Origin of the sequence: Starkeya nomas, from assembly GCF_902703545.1 — a bacterium.
Taxonomy (GTDB): domain Bacteria; phylum Pseudomonadota; class Alphaproteobacteria; order Rhizobiales; family Xanthobacteraceae; genus Ancylobacter; species Ancylobacter moscoviensis.
In genome coordinates this window covers 723,730-741,836 of sequence record NZ_CACSAS010000001.1, presented here as the reverse complement: position 1 = coordinate 741,836, position 18,107 = coordinate 723,730, and the positions used below count along the sequence as shown (strand labels likewise).

Here is an 18,107-nt window from a genome sequence, read left to right as displayed (position 1 = left end):
GCTCAGCCTCCGATCAGGTGGCGGACGACGAAGACGGTGAGGAAGCCGGCCACCATGAAGATGGCGGTGGCGACGAAGGAGCGGCGCGACAGGCGCGACAGGCCGCACACGCCATGGCCCGAGGTGCAGCCCCCGCCCCACACCGAGCCGAAGCCGACCAGCAGGCCGGCGGCGAGCATCAACAGGGTATTGGAGGAAACCGTCTGGACCACCGGCGCCCCGGTGACGGCGGCGACCAGGAACGGCGCGACGACGAGGCCGGCGATGAAGGCCAGCCGGCCGGCGACGGCATTGTCGCGCCAGGGCGGCAGCGCCCGGCTGGCGATGCCGCTGATGCCGGCGATGCGCCCTTCCAGCAGCATCATCAGCACGGCGCTGAGGCCGATCAGCATGCCGCCGATGAGGGAGGCGACGGGGGTGAACTCAGTCATGATTTTCCTGCCCCTGCCCGGCCGCTTCGCCGCCCGAAGGCGCGCAGAACAGCCGGTGCATGGTGATGATGAAGGTCTCCACCCGCGGGTCGGCGAGGCGATAGAAGACCTGCTTGCCCTCCTTGCGTCCGACGATCAGCCCCGCCTCGCGCAGCGCGGCGAGCTGCTGCGACAGGCCGGGCTGGCGGATGCCGAGCAAATCCTCCAGCTCGCGCACCGAGCGCTCGCCGTCGACCAGCGCGCAGGCGACCAGCAGCCGGTCGGGGTTCGACAGCTTCTTGAGGAAGGCCGAGGCCTCGTCGACCCGGGCCTTCATTCCGGCAACCTCGCTGGAGAGCGTCTCGATCATCGTGTCAGTCCCAGGCGGCTCCCCTGAGCACGTCGAGCGGGATCTTGAGATAGCGGACCCCGTTCGATTCCGGCTCCGGCAGCCGTCCTCCGTTGGTGTTGATCTGCAGGGATTGCAGGATCAGCTTGGGCATGGGCAGGCTCCGGTCGCGCGCCTCGCGGATCGCGACGAAGTCCGCCTGCGTCCTGCACCGCGCCATGTGGATGTTCGTCGCCTTCTGGTCGGCGACGGTGGATTCCCACAACGGCCGGCGCCCGCCCGGCTGGTAGTCATGGCCGGTGAAGATACGAGTCTCGTCGGGAAGCGCCAGAATGTCCTGGATCGACGTCCACAGCACGCTGGCGCTGCCGCCGGGAAAATCCGCCCGCGCCGTGCCGCTGTCCGGCATGAACAGCGTGTCATGGACGAAGGCCGCGTCGCCGATCACATAGGTGACGGAGGCCAGCGTGTGGCCCGGCGAGAACATCACCCTCGCGTCGATGCCGCCCACCTTGAAGGTGTCGCCGTCGGCGAAGAGGCGATCCCATTGCGAGCCGTCGGCGGGAAAGTCGGGCCAGTTGTAATAGCCTTTCCAGAGCGTCTGCACGTCCTTCACCCGCTCGCCGATGGCGGTCGGGGCGCCGGTTTTCTGCCTGAGATAGCGGGCGGCGGAGAAATGGTCGGCGTGCGGGTGGGTATCGAGGATCCACTCCACCGCGTAGCCGCGCTCCCGCACGAAGTCGAGGATGCGGTCGGCGTTGAGGGTGGCGGTCTGGCCGGACTTCTCGTCGAAATCGTGCACGGGATCGACGATGGCGCAGCGCTTCGTCGAAGGATCGGCGACGACATACTGGATCGACCATGTGCGGGGGTCGAAAAACCCTGTCACTTCAGGCTTCTGGGTCATGGCTCGCTCCTCGCGTCGTCACCCGCGCCTCATTTGCGCCCGCTCAGCGGGCAGGACGAGAAGCCGAACACGGAATAGAGCGGGCAGTTGCCGACGAGGCCGGTGAGCAGCGGCACGAGGCCGACCAGACCGAACCAGCGCGCGCCGCCGTCGAGCACGAAGAGCAGCGACAGCAGAACCAGCCCGACGAGGATGCGCAGCGTGCGGTCGAGGCTTCCGAGATTGCGGGTCATGATGTCCGTCCCCTGAGCAGGCAGGTCCGTTCCTGCCGTCTCTTGAGGTAATTCAATTGCAGAAAATTGCAATCATAAAAACGCAAGTATTTTTGCGCAGGTATTTTCCCTTAAGGCGGAAACCGGGCGGCCCCGCAAGGCCGCCCGGCTCGTCGAAGCGCGGCGCTACTGCGCCGCCAGCTTGTCCTGCGTGCGGGTCTCGAAGTCGCTGGCGTCGTGACGCTCGTGCAACTGCTCGGAGGGCTCGCCCCAGGTGCGGTTGACGATGCGCCCGCGCTGCACCGCCGGCCGGGCGGCGATCGCGTCCGCCCAGCGCAGGACGTTCTTGTAGTCCTGCGCGGAGATGAACTCGGCGGCGTTGTAGGCCCAGCCCTTCACCAGCGCGCCATACCAGGGGAAGGAGGCGATGTCGGCGATGCTGTACTCCGGGCCGGCGAGATACTCGCTCTCCGCCAGACGTCGGTCGAGCACGTCCAGCAGGCGCTTGGTCTCCATGGTGAAGCGGTCGATGGCGTACTGGATCTTCACCGGCGCATAGGCATAGAAGTGGCCGAAGCCGCCGCCGACATATGGCGCGCTACCCATCTGCCAGAACAGCCAGGACAGGCACTCGGCGCGCCGGGCCGGATCGGCGGGCAGGAAGGCGCCGAACTTCTCGGCGAGATGAAGCAGGATCGCGCCGGATTCGAAGACGCGGACGGGCGTGTCGCCCGAACGGTCGAGCAGCGCCGGGATCTTGGAGTTCGGATTGACCGCGACGAAGCCGCTGCCGAATTGGTCGCCCTCGCCGATGCGGATCAGCCAGGCATCGTATTCCGCGCCGGCGTGCCCGGCGGCGAGCAGTTCCTCCAGAAGGATCGTGACCTTCTGCCCGTTGGGCGTCGCCAGCGAATAGAGCTGGAGCGGATGACGCCCGACGGGGAGCTCCTTCTCATGCGTGGCCCCGGCGATCGGCCGGTTGATGTTGGCGAAGGCGCCGCCGCTGGGCTTGTCCCAGGTCCAGACCTTCGGCGGCGTGTATTCGGACGCGCTCATGCGCAACTCCCGTCCTGATGGATCCATGGCACCGCCCGTCGCGGGGCGCGCGGGCGCCCCGGCGTGCGATACCGGTCGGCTGACATGTAAGCCGGCCGGCGGGATCGTCCAGACACCCTCGGCGCGCATGACCCACGCACGAGGCGGGTAGCGGGAAACGAGGCGCCCGCGCTCACACCGCCCGGCGCGCCGGGGCGTAGAAGCTCTCGGACATGTCGGTCTCGTTCAGGGTGAAGCGATGGTCGATGGGCGGCTGGGCGCGCTGCTCGCAGTCGAGCCGCGGGCAGATGCGGCAGCCCACGCCGATCGGCACGGTCTGCGAGGGATCGTTGAGGTTGATGCCGTCGGAATAGACCATCTGCTGGGCATGGCTGATGTGACAGCCGAGCCCGATGGACAGGTGCCGGCGCAGCGCGTTGTGCCGGTAGCCGCCCTTGGTGATCGACTTGGCAATGCAGAAATAGCGCTGCCCCTCCGGCATCTGGCTGACCTGCACGTTGATCCGCTCGGGATGGAAGAAGGCGGCGTAGACGTTCCAGCGCGGGCAGGCGCCGGAATGGCGGGAGATGTGGATGCCCGACAGCGAGAAGCGCTTGGAGATGTTGCCGGCGATGTCGGTGCGCACGAGATGCAGCGGGATGCCGCTCATGCCCGGCCGCTGCAGCGTGGTCATGCGGTGGCAGATCTGCTCGAAGCTGGTGCGGAAGCGGCGCTGGATGCGCTCGATGTCGTAGCGCGTCTCCTGGCACGCCTTCAGGAACGGCTCGTAGGGCATGATGAGCGCGGCGGCGAAATAGCTCGCCAGCGCGTTGCGCGTGACCACCGGCGCGTCGGCGGAGAGGTTGCCGGCCTCGATCAGCTCATCGATCTGCCGGGAGGCGGCGAGCAGGCCGAGCTGGTGGGCGACGGCGAACAGCGCCGATTCCGGCGGCAGCACCTCGGCGGTGATCAGCTCATGCGCGCCCGCGTCGTAGCGCCGGGCGATGCCGGCGGGCAGCGAGGCGGAGCGCCAGTTCAGCCCGAACACGTTGGAGAGATAGGTCTTCAGCCCGTATTCGAAGGAATCCGAAGCGAAGTCGATGTCGCGGCGGATGCGCTCGGCGGCGGCCTCCAGCGTCGGGAAATAATTGGCGTTCTCCTGGATGAAGTCGGAGACGGCATCGGTGGCCGGATGCGAGCCGGCATCGTCGTCCAGCGCGCCGGTGGCGCCGGTGCGGTGCGCCTCGCGCAGCGTCTTGAACTGGTCGAACAGGCGCACCACCGCGCGGCCCACCGTCGGGTTGGAGGCGGCGAGATCGCGGATGTCCTGGTTGGTCAGCGCGTGCTCGGCGAAGAGCTCGTCGCTGAAAAGCTCCATCAGGTCGCCGACGAGGCGGGGCTCGTCATTCTCCACCAGCTCGCCCGGCTCGATGCCGAAATAGCCGGAGATCTTCATCAGCAGCGGCACGGTGATGCGCCGGCGATTGTGCTCGATGAGGTTGAGATAGCTCGCGGAAATGCCGAGCGCGGTCGCGAGGTCCGCCTGCGAGATACGCTTGGTGCGGCGCAGCCTCTGCACCCGGCTGCCGATGCGCGGTTCGGTGGCGAGCATGGCCGCCTCCTTTGCTCGATTTACAAAACACGCGTGTAAACTTTACAAGTCTTATCAGCTTAACACGCTCAAATCATTATAATTATTGCCTTTCCGTGTCGAGTGTTAAATCTTTACATCACACCTCGAACGGAGGAACGGAGATGACACGCAATCAGCATGACGGCCAGCCCGACGGCAGCGAGGAATTCGTCACCATCGTCGGCGGCACCGCCGAGGAGATCAGCCGGGCGTTTCGCGAACAGGGCCTCGCCGAGCAGGACTACACCGTGGTCCACCGCATCGGCCGCCACCGCTTCGCCCTGCCCACCGGGCAGGACCTGCTGTCGCTCCTCGACGGCCGCCAGCTCGTGGCCGCCACCTATACCCGCCGGGCCCGCTAGCGGGATGGCTGCCAGGCCGCGCTTCCGGCCGATCCGCCTTGAGGACGCACGACGCGCCCCGACCCGCGGACCGGCCCGCGCGGGTGCCGACCCCTCCACGGCGCCCGCGCCTTCCTCACCCCTTTCCGACACATCAGCCGAGAAGAACCATGCTGGACACGCTTCGCACCACGCCCGACAGCTTCCCCGCCCCGCACTGGGCGCCGGAGCGCTGGAACGGCATCCGCCGCACCTACGGGCCCGCTGAGGTCGCCCGTCTCGCCGGCTCGCTGCGCATCGAGCAGACGCTGGCGCAGAACGGCGCCCGCCGCCTGTGGGAACTGCTGCAGAGCCAGGACTACGTGCCGACGCTCGGCACCTACACCGGCATCCAGGCGGTGCAGCAGGTGAAGGCGGGGCTGGAGGCGATCTACCTCTCCGGCTGGCAGGTCGCGGCCGACGCCAACTCGTCGGGCGACATGTACCCCGACCAGAGCCTCTACCCGGTCGACAGCGTCCCGGCGGTGGTCCGGCGCATCAACAAGGCGCTGGCCCGCGCCGACCAGATCCAGACCATGGAGAAGGCCGACGGCGCCAAGGGGCCGGAATACGACTTCTTCGTGCCGATCATCGCCGACGCCGAGGCCGGCTTCGGCGGCCAGCTCAACGCCTATGAGCTGACCAAGGCGCTGATCGAGGCCGGCGCGGCCGCGGTCCATTTCGAGGACCAGCTCGCCTCGGAGAAGAAGTGCGGCCATCTCGGCGGCAAGGTGCTGGTGCCCACCCGCCAGTTCATCCGCACGCTCAACGCCGCGCGTCTCGCCGCCGACGTGCTCGGCGTGCCGACCGTCCTGATGGCGCGCACGGACGCGGAATCCGCCCGGCTCATCACCTCCGACATCGACGAGCTGGACCGGCCCTTCATCACCGGCGAGCGCACGCCGGAAGGCTTCTACCGCTACAATGGCGGCTTCGAGGCCGGCATCGCCCGCGCCGTCGCCTACGCGCCCTATGCCGACCTGCTGTGGTGCGAGACCTCGACCCCGAGCCTGGAGGACGCGCGGCGCTTCGCCGAGGGCGTGCACAAGGTCCATCCGGGCAAGATGCTCGCCTATAACTGCTCGCCCTCCTTCAACTGGGCCAAGCACATGGACAAGGCGCAGATGAAGATCTTCCAGCGCGAGCTGGGGGCGATGGGCTACCGCTACCAGTTCATCACGCTGGCCGGCTTCCACAACCAGTGCTTCACCACCTTCGAGCTGGCGCGGCGCTACCGCGAGGACGGCATGGCCGCCTATTCCGAGCTGCAGCAGGCGGAGTTCGCGGCCGAGGCGAAGGGCTTCTCCGCCATGCGCCACCAGCGCGAGGTCGGCACCAGCTACTTCGACGCCATCGCCACCGTGCTCAGCGAGGGTGCCTCCTCGACCACGGCGATGAAGGAATCCACCGAGACGGCGCAGTTCTGAGAGCTCGTCATCCCGGGACGTGAGCACGGCGAGCCCGGAGCGGGCCTGGGGAAGGTCCGCTTCGCGGTCCGGCAAAGGCCGGGCGGCCCGGGATGACACCTTCATCGGCTTGCGCGGCTTCAACACCGCGCGAGCCGCCGAAGTGAAGAGGGCGCCCCCTTGCGGGGCGCGCCTCTCCGACTATGTGCGATATTGCGCCGCACCCGTCCACATTGCATAGCACAATCGAAGAGGTGTCGCCGCAAGGCGACGCCTGCCTTCCATTCGACCGAAGGAACCCGTCATGAGCTATACCGACGTCGCCGGCCTGAAGGTGAATTCCACCCTTGTCGACTTCATCAACGATGAAGCGATCCCCGGAACCGGGGTGGAGGTAGCCGCCTTCTGGGAGAGCTTCGCCGGCATCGTGCGTGACCTCGCCCCGCGCAACAAGGAACTGCTGCAGCGCCGCGACGAGCTGCAGGCGCAGATCGACGCCTGGCACCGCGCGCACAGGAACAAGCCGGTCGACCCCGCCGCCTACGAGGTCTTCCTCGCCGAGATCGGCTACCTGCTGCCCGAGCCCGAGCCCTTCGAGGTCGTCACCGCCAAGGTCGACGAGGAGTTGGCCCGCATTCCCGGACCGCAGCTCGTCGTGCCGGTGACCAATGCCCGCTACGCGCTCAACGCCGCCAACGCCCGCTGGGGCAGCCTCTACGACGCGCTCTACGGCACCGACGCGCTGCCCGAGGACAACGGCGCCAGCCGTTCCAACGGCTTCAACGCCGTCCGCGCCCAGCGCGTGATCGAGCGTGCCCGCACCTTCCTCGACGAGAGCGTGCCGCTCGCCACCGGCAGCCACGCCGACGCGACCGCCTATCGCGTGAGCGGCGGCAAGCTCGAAGCCACGCTGGCCTCGGGCGCCGTCACCGGTCTCAAGGACCCCGCGCAGTTCGCCGGCTTCGACGGCGCGGCGGAAGCGCCCTCCTCGGTGCTGCTGGTCAATCACGGCCTGCACATCGACATCGTAATCGACCGCACCCACCGCATCGGCAAGACCGACCCGGCCGGCATCGCGGACATCGTGATCGAGGCCGCCGTCACCACCATCGTCGACTGCGAGGACAGCGTCGCGGCCGTCGACGCCGAAGACAAGGTACTCGTCTACCGTAACTGGCTCGGCCTGATGAAGGGCACGCTCAGCGCCACCTTCGCCAAGGGCCGCGAGACGGTGGAGCGCAGCCTCGCCGACGACCGCCACTACACCGCGCCGGACGGCAGCGGGCTGACCCTGCACGGGCGCAGCCTGATGCTGGTGCGCAATGTCGGCCAGCACATGCTGACCGACGCCGTGCTGGACGCGCAGGGCAACGAGATTCCCGAGAGCATCCTCGACGCCGCCGTCACCACGCTGATTGCGCTGCACGACCTCAAGGGCACCGGCAAGCTGCGCAACAGCCGCGCCGGCTCGGTCTACATCGTGAAGCCGAAGATGCACGGCCCGGAGGAGGTCGCCCTCGCCGTCGAGCTGTTCGCCCGCGTCGAGAAGCTGCTCGGCCTCGAGGCCAACACGCTGAAGATCGGCATCATGGACGAGGAGCGCCGCACCAGCGCCAACCTCTCCGCCTCCATCCGCGCCGCCCGCGAGCGCGTCGTCTTCATCAATACCGGCTTCCTCGACCGCACCGGCGACGAGATCCACACCTCGATCGAGGCGGGCCCGATGGTGCGCAAGAACGAGATGAAGGCGCAGGCCTGGATCAAGGCCTATGAGGACAACAACGTCGACGCGGGCCTCGAAGCCCATCTCGACGGCCACGGCCAGATCGGCAAGGGCATGTGGGCGATGCCGGACCGCATGGCCGACATGCTGGTGCAGAAGATCGCCCATCCGCTCGCCGGCGCCAACACCGCCTGGGTGCCCTCGCCGACCGCCGCCACGCTGCACGCTCTGCACTATCACAAGGTCGACGTGTTCAAGCGCCAGGCCGAGCTGCGCTCGCGGGCGCGCGCCTCCAAGCGCGACCTGCTGACCATTCCGGCGGTCGACCGCGGCAACTGGGAGCCGGCCGCCGTGCAGGAGGAACTGGACAACAACATCCAGGGCATCCTCGGCTATGTCGTGCGCTGGATCGACCAGGGCGTCGGCTGCTCCAAGGTGCCGGACATCCACGATGTCGGGCTGATGGAAGACCGCGCCACGCTGCGCATCTCCTCCCAGCACGTCGCCAACTGGCTGCTGCACGGCGTCGTTACCCCGGAGCAGGTCGAGGAGACGCTGCGCCGCATGGCCAAGGTGGTCGACGGGCAGAATGCCGGCGACCCCGACTACACGCCGATGGCCCCGGCCTATGACGGCGTCGCCTTCCGCGCCGCGCGCGACCTCATCTTCGAGGGCCGCACGCAGCCGAACGGCTACACCGAGTTCGTGCTGACCCGCCGCCGCCGCGAGGCCAAGCAGGCGCAGGCAGCCGCCGCCTGAGCGCGGCTTACCCCTTCGAGGAAACGCCAAAAAGCGAAGGCCGTGCCGGGAAACCGGCACGGCCTTTCCGATTCAGGGCGCCCGCCTTTGCAGGCGCGCTTTACAGACGGCCTTTACAGGCGCCGCGTCATTCCGGCGGCGCCCAGCGTGTGGTGAGCGCCTCGACATCCGGGCGCGGACGGTCCGCCGGCGTTTCCGCCGCCGTGCCGACATGCAGGATGCCGGCGACGCGCTCGCCCTCTCCGAGGCCGAGGATGCGACGCGCCTCCGCATCGCTGGCCGCCCAGCCCGTCACCCAGATGGCGTCGAAGCCCAGCGCCCGCGCGCCGGTAAGCAGGTTCATGCACACTGCGCCGGCGGACAGCTCCTGCTCGAAATCGGGAATCATCGTGCCGCCGACCGGGCGACTGACCACGATCACCGCCAGCGGCGCGGGGAAGAGGCGCGCCATGATGCCGGCGAATTTCTCGCGCTTCTCCGGCGGCATCTGCGGGTTGCGGGCGCGATAGGCTTCCGCCAGCAGGGCGCCGACCTCGCCGCGCGCAGCGCCCTCGATGAGAATGAAGCGCCAGGGCACCAGCATGGCGTGATCGGGCACGCGGGCGGCGATGGCGAGCAGCCGGCGCGTCTCCTCCGGGTCCGGCCCGGGGGCGTGGAGACCGGCGGCGGAGACGGAGCGGCGGCGCTCCAGCGCGGCCAGCCATTCCGGCTGCGGCGGACGACGGGTGGGTGAGGACATGAGCGAAGCCTTCCCGATGAGGTCGGCCGCGCTATATCGGACCCGGTCGAGAAATTCATCCCGCACGATCAATCGGGGGGCGACGCGGCACGCATTTTGGTCGACAATATCCCATGGCGTCCGAACGCTGCGACAGACCCATAAGGGGCGCCCCAAGGAGCAGAGCATGAGCATGAACGGCGACATTCCGGTGCGCGACAACCGCGCCGCCGACCGCTTCGAAATCGACCTGGAGGGCCATCTGGCGATCGCGCAGTACATTCTCGCGCCGGACCACATCATCTTCACCCATACCGAGGTGCCGGCGGAACTCGGCGGGCGCGGCCTTGCGACGCGGCTGGTCGAGGCCGGGCTTGCCAGCGCCCGCCAGCGTGGCCTGTCGGTGGTTCCGCGCTGCTCGGTGTTCGGCCGCTACATGATGAAGCATCCCGAGACGCATGACCTGATGGCGCCGGAGATCCGCGCCACGCTCGGCCTGCCGGTCTGAGCCACGGGTCTGAACCGCCGGTCTGCGCCGCCAGCCGGAACGGAGGGTCTTCGCCGGGGGAAAAACCGCTGCTCCATACCGTTCGTTAACGCTGTGCTCCTAACCATGGAGCACGGCCGAGACGGCGCCCTGCGCGCCTCCCGGCGCGAGGCCCAACGGCAGAAGCGGTAAAGGTTCCAGCGTCCCATGCGTAACCCGGCGCATCCCTCCGATCCGAAGGCGGATAAGGCTTCCGAGAACACGGGCGCCCCGGCGCGCCCGACCCATGTGTTCTCTCGGGCCAACCCGCAGGTGACGTACGCCCCCAGGGTGACGCAGGCCGAGAAGGCGCCGCATGCCGCGCCGAAGGGCATGCCGCGGGGCATGAAGCCGGCCCCGGCGAGCGCCCCGCGCGAGGTGGTGCCGAGCTGGCTGCAACCCTTCACCATGCCGCCGAACACCCGCTTCACCCGCACGCCGGACTATCTGCTGCGCCAGCCGCCGGCACCCGAGCCCGCGCCGGCCCTGCCGGAACCGCCGGCGACGGCCGCGGCGGTTCTCCCGCCCCGCCCCTCGCAGACCCCGGTGCTGCGCGTGCCGCCGCGCAAGCCGCCGCTGGGCGCCGTGCCGAAGGCGCTGATCGCCGCCCATGCCCGCCGCGCGCTGGCCGACCAGCCGACGCCGGACGCGGTTCCGCCGGCCATGCCCGAGGCCGCTCCGCAGGTGGCCGAAGTCGCGCCGGAAGCGCCGGTTTTCGCCGCCCAGCCGATGCCCGTCCAGCCGATGTCCCTCCAGGCACTGCCCATCACCCCCCTGCCGACCGAGGCGCCGAGTTCGATCCGGCAGATCGCCGGCATGATCCAGCTCGGCTGGGACACGCCGCCCGTCACCCCCGCGCCGCAGGATATGGTGCCGCAGGATAGGCCCCCGGAGCATGTCGCCGCCGATGCCGGCCTCGACGAGGACGAGGCCGTTGCGGCCGATGCCTATGCGGACGAGCGCTACGGGTACGGCGACGAGGACGCAGGCTACGAGGACAGCCGCTACGAAGACGAGGCGTTCGACCCGGCGGCCTATGAGGACGATGCGTTCGAGGACGAGACGTTCCGCATGGACGCCGCGAACGACGCCGACGAGCCGCTTCTTGTCGAGGAGATCCCCGACACGGCGAGCGCCATGCCGGAGGCCGCCGCGCCGGAAGCCGGGCCGACGAGCTTCGGCGGCTACAGCGTCACGCCGTCCGACGTCTCCTTCTCCTGGCCGATGTTCGGCATGGTGCCGGCGGCGCCTGTCCCGGCCGCTCCCGTCGCGACCGCGCCGGTCGTGGCTGCTCCGGTTGTGTCCGCACCGGTCGTGGCCACGCCGGTTTCGGCCGAGCCGTCGCCCGCCCGCGCTCCGGTCGCGCCCATGGCCACGCCGCGGCCCGCCGCTCCGGTGGTTCCGGCACGCCCCGCCCCGCAGCCGGCGTTCGCGGAGGCGGCCGACTACGAACTGCCGCCGCTCGACCTGCTGACCGAACCGCCGACCAACGAGCCGGACTACGAGCTCTCCGAGGAATTCCTCGAGCGCAATTCGGTGAAGCTCCAGCAGGTGCTGCACGATTTCGGCGTGCGCGGCGAGATCATCGACGCCAATCCCGGCCCCGTCGTCACGCTGTACGAGCTGGAGCCGGCGCCCGGCATCAAGTCGAGCCGCGTCATCGGCCTCTCCGCCGACATCTCCCGCTCGATGAGCGCCCTCTCCGCTCGCGTCGCCGTGGTGGAGGGCCGCAACGTCATCGGCATCGAGCTGCCCAACCAGCGCCGTGAGACGGTGTGGCTGCGCGAGATGCTGTCCAGCCACGAATTCGAGGCGGCCAAGGCCAAGCTCGGCATCGGGCTTGGCAAGACCATCGGCGGCGAGCCGGTGATCGTCGACCTCGCCAAGATGCCGCACCTGCTGGTCGCCGGCACCACCGGCTCGGGCAAGTCGGTCGCCATCAACACGATGATCCTGAGCCTGCTCTACCGGCACCGCCCGGAACAGTGCCGGCTGATCATGATCGATCCGAAGATGCTGGAACTCTCCGTCTATGAGGGCATCCCGCATCTGCTCACCCCGGTCGTCACCGATCCGAAGAAGGCCATCGTCGCCCTGAAATGGGCGGTGCGGGAGATGGAAGACCGCTACCGCAAGATGAGCCGCCTCGGCGTGCGCAACATCGACGGCTTCAACGCCCGCGTCGCGGAGGCCGCCGCCAAGGGCGAGATCATCACCCGCACAGTGCAGAAGGGCTTCGACAAGGAGACCGGCGAGATGCTGGAGGAGGAGGAGATCATGGATCTCGCTCCCCTGCCCTACATCGTGATCGTGGTCGACGAGATGGCCGACCTGATGATGGTCGCCGGCAAGGACATCGAGGGCGCCATCCAGCGCCTCGCCCAGATGGCCCGCGCCGCCGGCATCCACCTGATCATGGCGACGCAGCGCCCCTCGGTGGACGTCATCACCGGCACCATCAAGGCCAACTTCCCGACCCGCATCTCCTTCCAGGTGACGTCGAAGATCGATTCACGCACGATTCTGGGCGAGATGGGCGCCGAGCAGCTGCTGGGCCAGGGCGACATGCTCTACATGGCCGGCGGCGGGCGCATCTCCCGCGTGCACGGCCCCTTCGTCTCCGACCGCGAGGTCGAACGCGTGGTCGAGCATCTGAAGGCGCAGGCGCGGCCGGAATATCTCGACGAGGTGACGGCGGAAGAGGACGAGGAGCCGGTCGCCGAGGAAAGCGCGGTGTTCGACCGCACGGCGATGGGCGAGGAAGCCGGCGATCTCTACGATCAGGCGGTGGCGGTGGTCATGCGCGACAAAAAGGCCTCGACCTCCTACATCCAGCGCCGCCTGCAGATCGGCTACAACCGCGCCGCCTCGCTGATGGAGCGGATGGAGAACGAAGGCATCGTCGGCCCCGCCAACCACGCCGGCAAGCGCGAGATCCTGAAGGACTCGCGCTGACACCGCCCCGAAGGCTGGCCGGTTCCTCCGGTCAGCCGGGGTCCGGCGTCCCGTCATCCGGCGGGCGCCCGCTGTCGCCCCTGATGCCGGCGCGGGACGCGACGCGCTCCACCAGGCGCTCGATGGGGTTCACCACCACCAGAAGCCCCATGGTGATGAGCATCCCCAGCGCGATCAGGCGCCAGCTCGCCAGCGCGCAGGCGATGCCCAGCGCGGCGGTCGCCCAGACGGTGGCCGCCGTCGTCAGCCGGTGGCCCTGCATCCCCTCCGCGTCGCTGCGCAGCACCACGCCGGCGCCGATGAAGCCGACCCCGGTCAGCACGCCCTGAAGCACCCCCTGCACGACGCGGCTCATCGCGTCGGGATGCAGCGCGACCTCGCCGACGCGGATCGCGGTGAGCGACACCAGCGTCGCCCCCATGCAGACCAGCCCGAGCGTGCGCATGCCCACGACCTTGCCCTTCAGGTCGCGGTTGGTGCCGATCACCATGCCGATGACGGTCGCCGCCAGCAGGCGCAGCAGGTTGTCGAGATCGGCGTCGTCGAAGAACATCAAAGCCCCGCTCACTCAACGCGGGGCACGGACTTTCGCTGAAAAGCGAAATTGGATCCAATTCCCCTACGGCAGGCTACCTTTACCCCTTCCCGTCCGGCGCCGGGGCGATTAGGTATGCCCAGCATCCTAGCTTGAAAGGTTCGGCCATGCAGCACTCCGTGTCCTATCCCGACGTCCAGCTCTTCATCGACGGCCAGTGGCGCGGAGGCAGCAACCACGGCGGTGCACCGGCGACCCAGCCGATCATCAACCCGGCGACGGAAGAGACCATCGGCACCCTCGCCAATGCCAGCCGGGCCGATCTCGACGCGGCGCTGGCGGCGGCCGAGAAGGGCTTCGCCGTGTGGCGCCACACCGCCGCGCACGAGCGCTACAAGCTGATGCGCAAGGCCGCCGAGCTCCTGCGCGAGCGCGCCGAGAGCATCGCCCAGATCATGACCATGGAGCAGGGCAAGCCGCTGCCCGAGGCGCGCATGGAGACGCAGGCGGCCGCCGATACCATCGACTGGTTCGCCGAGGAAGCCCGCCGCCAGTATGGCCGGCTGATCCCCGCCCGCGCCGCCGGCGTGCAGCAGATCGTCCACCGCGAGCCGGTCGGCGTGGTCGCCGCCTTCACGCCCTGGAACTTCCCGATCAACCAGGCCGTTCGCAAGGTTTCCGCCGCGCTCGCCGCCGGCTGCGCGGTGATCCTGAAGGGACCGGAGGAGACCCCGGCGAGCTGCGCCGCGCTGATCAAGGCCTATGAGGATGCCGGCCTGCCCAAGGGCGTCGTCAACCTCGTCTTCGGCGTGCCGGCGGAAATCTCCAGCTACCTGATCCCGCACCCGATCGTGAAGAAGATCTCCTTCACCGGCTCGACCGTGGTGGGCAAGCAGCTCGCCGCGCTGGCCGGTGCGCACATGAAGCGCGTCACCATGGAACTCGGCGGCCATGCCCCCGCGGTAGTGTTCGAGGACGCCGACGTCGACGTGGCGGTGAAGCTGCTCTCCGGCGCCAAGTTCCGCAATGCCGGGCAGGTCTGCGTCTCGCCGACCCGCTTCCTCGTGCACGAGGACATCTATGCCCGCTTCGTCGACGGCTTCACCGAGGCGGTGCAGGCGATCAAGGTCGGCAACGGCCTCGACGAGGGCGTGCGCATGGGCCCGCTGGCCAATCCGCGCCGCGTCGAGGCGATGGAGGCGCTGACCGCCGACGCCGTTTCCAAGGGTGCCACGCTGCGCGCTGGCGGCTCGCGCATCGGCAACAAGGGCTATTTCTTCCAGCCCACCGTGCTGACCGACCTGCCGGCCGACGCGCGCATCCTCAACGAGGAGCCCTTCGGGCCGATCGTCCCGATCATGCCCTTCTCCTCCACTGAAGCTGTGATCGAGGAGGCGAACCGCCTGCCCTACGGCCTCGCCGCCTATGCCTACACCACCTCCTCCGCCCGCGCCGACGAGTTCGCCCGCCGGGTGGAAAGCGGCATGGTCTCGATCAACCACCACGGCCTTGCTTTGCCGGAGACGCCCTTCGGCGGCATCAAGGATTCCGGCTACGGCTCGGAAGGGGGCACCGAGGCCATGGAAGCCTATGTGAACACCAAGTTCGTCACCCAGCTGGGTGTGTGAGACGGGGCCGCCCTCGCAGGCGGCCACTCCCCTGTCGAACGTCATGCCCGGGCTTGGCCCGGGCATTCACGCCTTGGTCCGGTTCCATGCAGGACGTCGTGGATCCCCGGGCCGAGCCCGGGGATGACGGCGGATCTGGCGGTTATCGGCAGGCTCCACGTCGATCGATCCACCGACGGTAGAAGATGCGGCGCTCCACGACGCTCTCCAGCTAAGCTTGCGCGCACGCAGCAATTTACGAATCGCCCCCTGAGGCCTGTCCCCCATTCATGGAACCCAGCGTCTTCATGGCGGTCATCGCCGCCGCCGCGATGCATGCGGGCTGGAACGCCGTCCTCAAGATCCGGCTCGATCCCTTCCTCGCCGTGGTGCTGGTCAATGCCGCCTGCGGCATCATCGCCCTGCCGGTGGCGCTTTATCTCGGCCTGCCGGAGCCGCATGTCTGGCCGTGGATCCTCGCCTCGGTCCTCATCCATCTCGTCTACTACCTGACGCTGAGCGGCGCCTACCGGCGCGCCGACATGGGGCTCGTCTATCCCATCGCGCGGGGCAGCGCGCCGCTGCTCACCACCATCCTCTCGGTGACGCTGGTGGGCGAGGCGGTGGACGCGCAGGGCTTCCTCGGCGTGGCGCTGCTGGCGCTCGGCATCCTGACCATCGCCTGGCGCCGGGCCGGCTTCGCCGCCTTCGACCGCACGGCGCTGCGGCTCGCGCTGATGTGCGGCCTTTCCATCACCGCCTACACGCTGGTCGACGGCCTCGGGGCGCGCAGCGCCTCCTCGCCGCACCTCTACACCTCCTGGCTGTTCGTGATGGACAGCCTGCTGATCACCCTCGTCGGCCTCGCCTGGAAGGGGCCGCGCGCGCTGGCGCCGACGCTCTCCTTCATCGGGCCGGGCTTCGCCGGCGGGGCGATGTCGCTCGCCGCCTACTGGATCTCCATCTGGGCGATGACGAAGGCGCCCATCGGCCTCGTCGCGGCGGTGCGCGAATCCAGCGTGCTGTTCGGCGCGGTCATCGCCGTGGTGGTGCTGCACGAGCCGCTGCGCCGCGAGCGCATCCTCGCCGCCGCCCTCATCGTCGCCGGGCTGGCGCTGATCAAGCTGCATTGAATCATCGAGAAGATCGGTCAGACGCGGTCCACCCGCATGCCGTCATGGCCGGGCTTGGCCCGGCCATCCACGTCTTCGGGAACGCCGTGCGACCAGCCCAAGTCGTGGATCCCCGGGCCAAGCCCCGGGGATGACGGTCCACGGAAGCCGTCCCCATATTCGCCCCGTCGTCCCTCCTGTGCTCCATTGCGCCGATGAACGAGAAAACGTCGCTGCCGATTCGTCCCGCCATCCCGGAGAACGCCTTCGCCGGACCGCTCGCCGTGGTCGGCTCCGGCGCGCCGCTGGTGATGGTGCTGGGCGGCGCGGGCACGGGAAAGACCACCTTCCTGCACGCGCTCCGGCGGCATGGCGGCGGCCGGCAGGCCTTTCTCGCGCCGACCGGCGTCGCCGCGTTGCAGCTCGGTGGGCAGACCATCCATTCCTTCTTCGGCCTGCCGCCGCGCCTCGTCGATCCCGACCAGGTGAAGCCGCGCTCGCCGAAGCGCACGCTGATGAAGAAGCTGGAACGCCTCGTCATCGACGAGATCTCGATGGTGCGGGCGGACGTTCTCGACGCCGTGGACCGGTCCCTGCGCATCGCGCGCGGCAACCCCGAGCCTTTCGGCGGGGTGCAGGTGGTGCTGGTCGGCGATTTCCTGCAATTGCCACCGGTGGTGCCCACGGCCGAGCGCGAGATCCTCGGCCATCTCGGCTATGAGGGCCCCTTCGCCTTCGACGCGCGGGTGCTGCGCGAGGTGGAGCCGACGCGCCTGCCCTTCCTGCAGGTGCACCGACAGACCGACGACGCCTTTGTCGGCGTCCTCGCCGAGCTGCGCGCCGGCCGCTATGTGGCGGAGGCGGTGGCCGCCATCAATGAGGCCTCCTACCGCGAGCACCGGCCCGGGCGCATCCCGGTGGTGCTGGCGCCGACCAATATGCGGGTCGACGCCTACAACCGGCGCGGCCTCGACGCCCTGCACGATGAAGGACGCCTCTACGAGGGCAAGAGCGAGGGCGAGTTCGACCTCGCCAATGACCGCCTGCCGGTGCCGGAGACGCTGGCGCTGAAGATCGGCGCACGGGTGATGATGGTGCGCAACGACCCCGAAAAGCAGTGGGTGAACGGCTCGGTCGGCACTGTCACCGGCCTCGCGCCTGACCGCGCCTTCGTGCGGCTGGACGGGGCCGGTCTGGTCGAGATCGAGCGCACCAGCTGGGAGCGCATCCGCTACGACTGGGACGAGGCGACGGGCAAGGTCGCGGCCAAGGTGGTCGGCACCTACACGCAGCTGCCCCTCGTCCCCGCCTGGGCGGTGACGGTGCACAAGGCGCAGGGGCTGACGCTGGACGACGTGCGCATCGACTTCGACAGCGGCGCCTTCGCCGCAGGGCAGGCCTATGTCGCGCTCTCGCGCGCCCGCTCGCTGGAGGGGCTCTCGCTCGCCCGGCCGCTGCGCACCTCCGACATCCGCATCGACCGCCGCGTCGCCGCCTTCACCGCCGCCTTCGAGGCGGGCGCGGCGCTCGCCCCGGCCTAGCGGCTTTACAAAATCCATATTGTTGATAGATTATCCTTCTCAGTTGGAGAGGGATCGATGAGTCAGGCCGGCATCCGCCGTTATCGCGACAAGCTGCTGTTCGCCCTGGCTTATGGCGCCGTTGTGGGCGCCGTCCTTTTCGCGCAGCCGTTCCGCGACGCGCCGTCCGCTCCCCCTGTCGCCGTTGCGGAAACCGCCCGCTGATTTCGCCTTCTGGTAAAAGTCCGACTGATCTACCATCTATATAGCGTGTTGCCGGCGGAGATTCGCTCCGGCCGCGCGTGCTGGGTGATATGCGG

The 18,107-nt window shown here is 68.9% G+C and carries 17 protein-coding genes; 9 read left to right on the top strand and 8 right to left on the bottom strand.

Annotated elements, in window-relative coordinates:
* Positions 1-2: 2 nt before the first annotated feature.
* The 6 genes from STARVERO_RS03620 to STARVERO_RS03595 form a co-directional block, all read right to left on the bottom strand.
* Positions 3-431 carry a YeeE/YedE family protein gene (locus STARVERO_RS03620; protein WP_159597939.1) on the bottom strand — a complete coding sequence of 143 codons (429 nt, stop codon included), beginning with the start codon at positions 429-431 and terminating at the stop codon, positions 3-5.
* A complete protein-coding gene (locus STARVERO_RS03615; protein WP_144343074.1) occupies positions 424-780 on the bottom strand; it encodes an ArsR/SmtB family transcription factor in 357 nt (118 codons plus the stop codon). Before STARVERO_RS03615 ends, STARVERO_RS03620 begins: the two co-directional genes overlap by 8 nt.
* Before the next feature lie 4 nt (positions 781-784).
* Positions 785-1,666, bottom strand: coding sequence for an MBL fold metallo-hydrolase (locus STARVERO_RS03610; protein WP_159597938.1), 882 nt, complete (start codon positions 1,664-1,666; stop codon positions 785-787).
* Between the two features lie 29 nt (positions 1,667-1,695).
* Positions 1,696-1,899, bottom strand: coding sequence for a YgaP family membrane protein (locus STARVERO_RS03605; protein WP_159597937.1), 204 nt, complete (start codon positions 1,897-1,899; stop codon positions 1,696-1,698).
* A 165-nt stretch (positions 1,900-2,064) separates the two neighbouring features.
* The gene (yghU, locus tag STARVERO_RS03600) at positions 2,065-2,934 is read right to left on the bottom strand and encodes a glutathione-dependent disulfide-bond oxidoreductase (protein WP_159597936.1); all 870 of its coding nucleotides are present in this window, start codon (positions 2,932-2,934) and stop codon (positions 2,065-2,067) included.
* A 172-nt stretch (positions 2,935-3,106) separates the two neighbouring features.
* The gene (locus STARVERO_RS03595; protein WP_159597935.1) at positions 3,107-4,525 is read right to left on the bottom strand and encodes a helix-turn-helix domain-containing protein; all 1,419 of its coding nucleotides are present in this window, start codon (positions 4,523-4,525) and stop codon (positions 3,107-3,109) included.
* Positions 4,526-4,668: 143 nt separating this feature from the next.
* Here STARVERO_RS03595 and STARVERO_RS03590 point away from each other — a divergent pair, with 143 nt between their 5' ends.
* The 3 genes from STARVERO_RS03590 (at position 4,669) to STARVERO_RS03580 (ending at position 8,814) form a co-directional block, all read left to right on the top strand.
* The gene (locus tag STARVERO_RS03590) at positions 4,669-4,908 is read left to right on the top strand and encodes a hypothetical protein (RefSeq protein ID WP_159597934.1); all 240 of its coding nucleotides are present in this window, start codon (positions 4,669-4,671) and stop codon (positions 4,906-4,908) included.
* Positions 4,909-5,057: 149 nt separating this feature from the next.
* A complete protein-coding gene (gene aceA, locus STARVERO_RS03585; RefSeq protein WP_159597933.1) occupies positions 5,058-6,353 on the top strand; it encodes an isocitrate lyase in 1,296 nt (431 codons plus the stop codon).
* A gap of 283 nt (positions 6,354-6,636) precedes the next feature.
* A complete protein-coding gene (locus tag STARVERO_RS03580) occupies positions 6,637-8,814 on the top strand; it encodes a malate synthase G (RefSeq protein ID WP_159597932.1) in 2,178 nt (725 codons plus the stop codon).
* Positions 8,815-8,941: 127 nt separating this feature from the next.
* On the opposite strand, the gene STARVERO_RS03575 is transcribed toward STARVERO_RS03580, so the two are convergent.
* Positions 8,942-9,553 carry a nitroreductase family protein gene (locus tag STARVERO_RS03575; protein WP_159597931.1) on the bottom strand — a complete coding sequence of 204 codons (612 nt, stop codon included), beginning with the start codon at positions 9,551-9,553 and terminating at the stop codon, positions 8,942-8,944.
* A 166-nt stretch (positions 9,554-9,719) separates the two neighbouring features.
* On the opposite strand from STARVERO_RS03575, the gene STARVERO_RS03570 reads away from it, so the two are divergent.
* Complete coding sequence (locus tag STARVERO_RS03570) at positions 9,720-10,040, top strand: GNAT family N-acetyltransferase (protein WP_144343083.1); 321 nt, start codon at positions 9,720-9,722, stop codon at positions 10,038-10,040.
* 186 nt (positions 10,041-10,226) lie between these two features.
* On the top strand, positions 10,227-13,013 hold the full coding sequence (locus tag STARVERO_RS03565; RefSeq protein WP_159597930.1) for a DNA translocase FtsK: 2,787 nt from the start codon (positions 10,227-10,229) through the stop codon (positions 13,011-13,013).
* Between the two features lie 31 nt (positions 13,014-13,044).
* On the opposite strand, the gene STARVERO_RS03560 is transcribed toward STARVERO_RS03565, so the two are convergent.
* Positions 13,045-13,566, bottom strand: coding sequence for an MgtC/SapB family protein (locus STARVERO_RS03560; protein WP_144343085.1), 522 nt, complete (start codon positions 13,564-13,566; stop codon positions 13,045-13,047).
* A 149-nt stretch (positions 13,567-13,715) separates the two neighbouring features.
* Between STARVERO_RS03560 and STARVERO_RS03555 the strand changes: the two genes are divergently transcribed.
* From STARVERO_RS03555 to STARVERO_RS23320, 4 genes are all read left to right on the top strand, one after another.
* Positions 13,716-15,176: an NAD-dependent succinate-semialdehyde dehydrogenase gene (locus STARVERO_RS03555; protein WP_159597929.1), complete on the top strand. Its 1,461-nt coding sequence runs from the start codon at positions 13,716-13,718 to the stop codon at positions 15,174-15,176.
* 269 nt (positions 15,177-15,445) lie between these two features.
* Positions 15,446-16,288, top strand: a complete 843-nt coding sequence (locus STARVERO_RS03550) for an EamA family transporter (RefSeq protein ID WP_159597928.1) — start codon at positions 15,446-15,448, stop codon at positions 16,286-16,288.
* A gap of 194 nt (positions 16,289-16,482) precedes the next feature.
* Positions 16,483-17,808, top strand: a complete 1,326-nt coding sequence (locus STARVERO_RS03545; protein WP_159597927.1) for an ATP-dependent DNA helicase — start codon at positions 16,483-16,485, stop codon at positions 17,806-17,808.
* A 57-nt stretch (positions 17,809-17,865) separates the two neighbouring features.
* The gene (locus STARVERO_RS23320; protein ID WP_186291932.1) at positions 17,866-18,012 is read left to right on the top strand and encodes a hypothetical protein; all 147 of its coding nucleotides are present in this window, start codon (positions 17,866-17,868) and stop codon (positions 18,010-18,012) included.
* Positions 18,013-18,107: the final 95 nt, after the last annotated feature.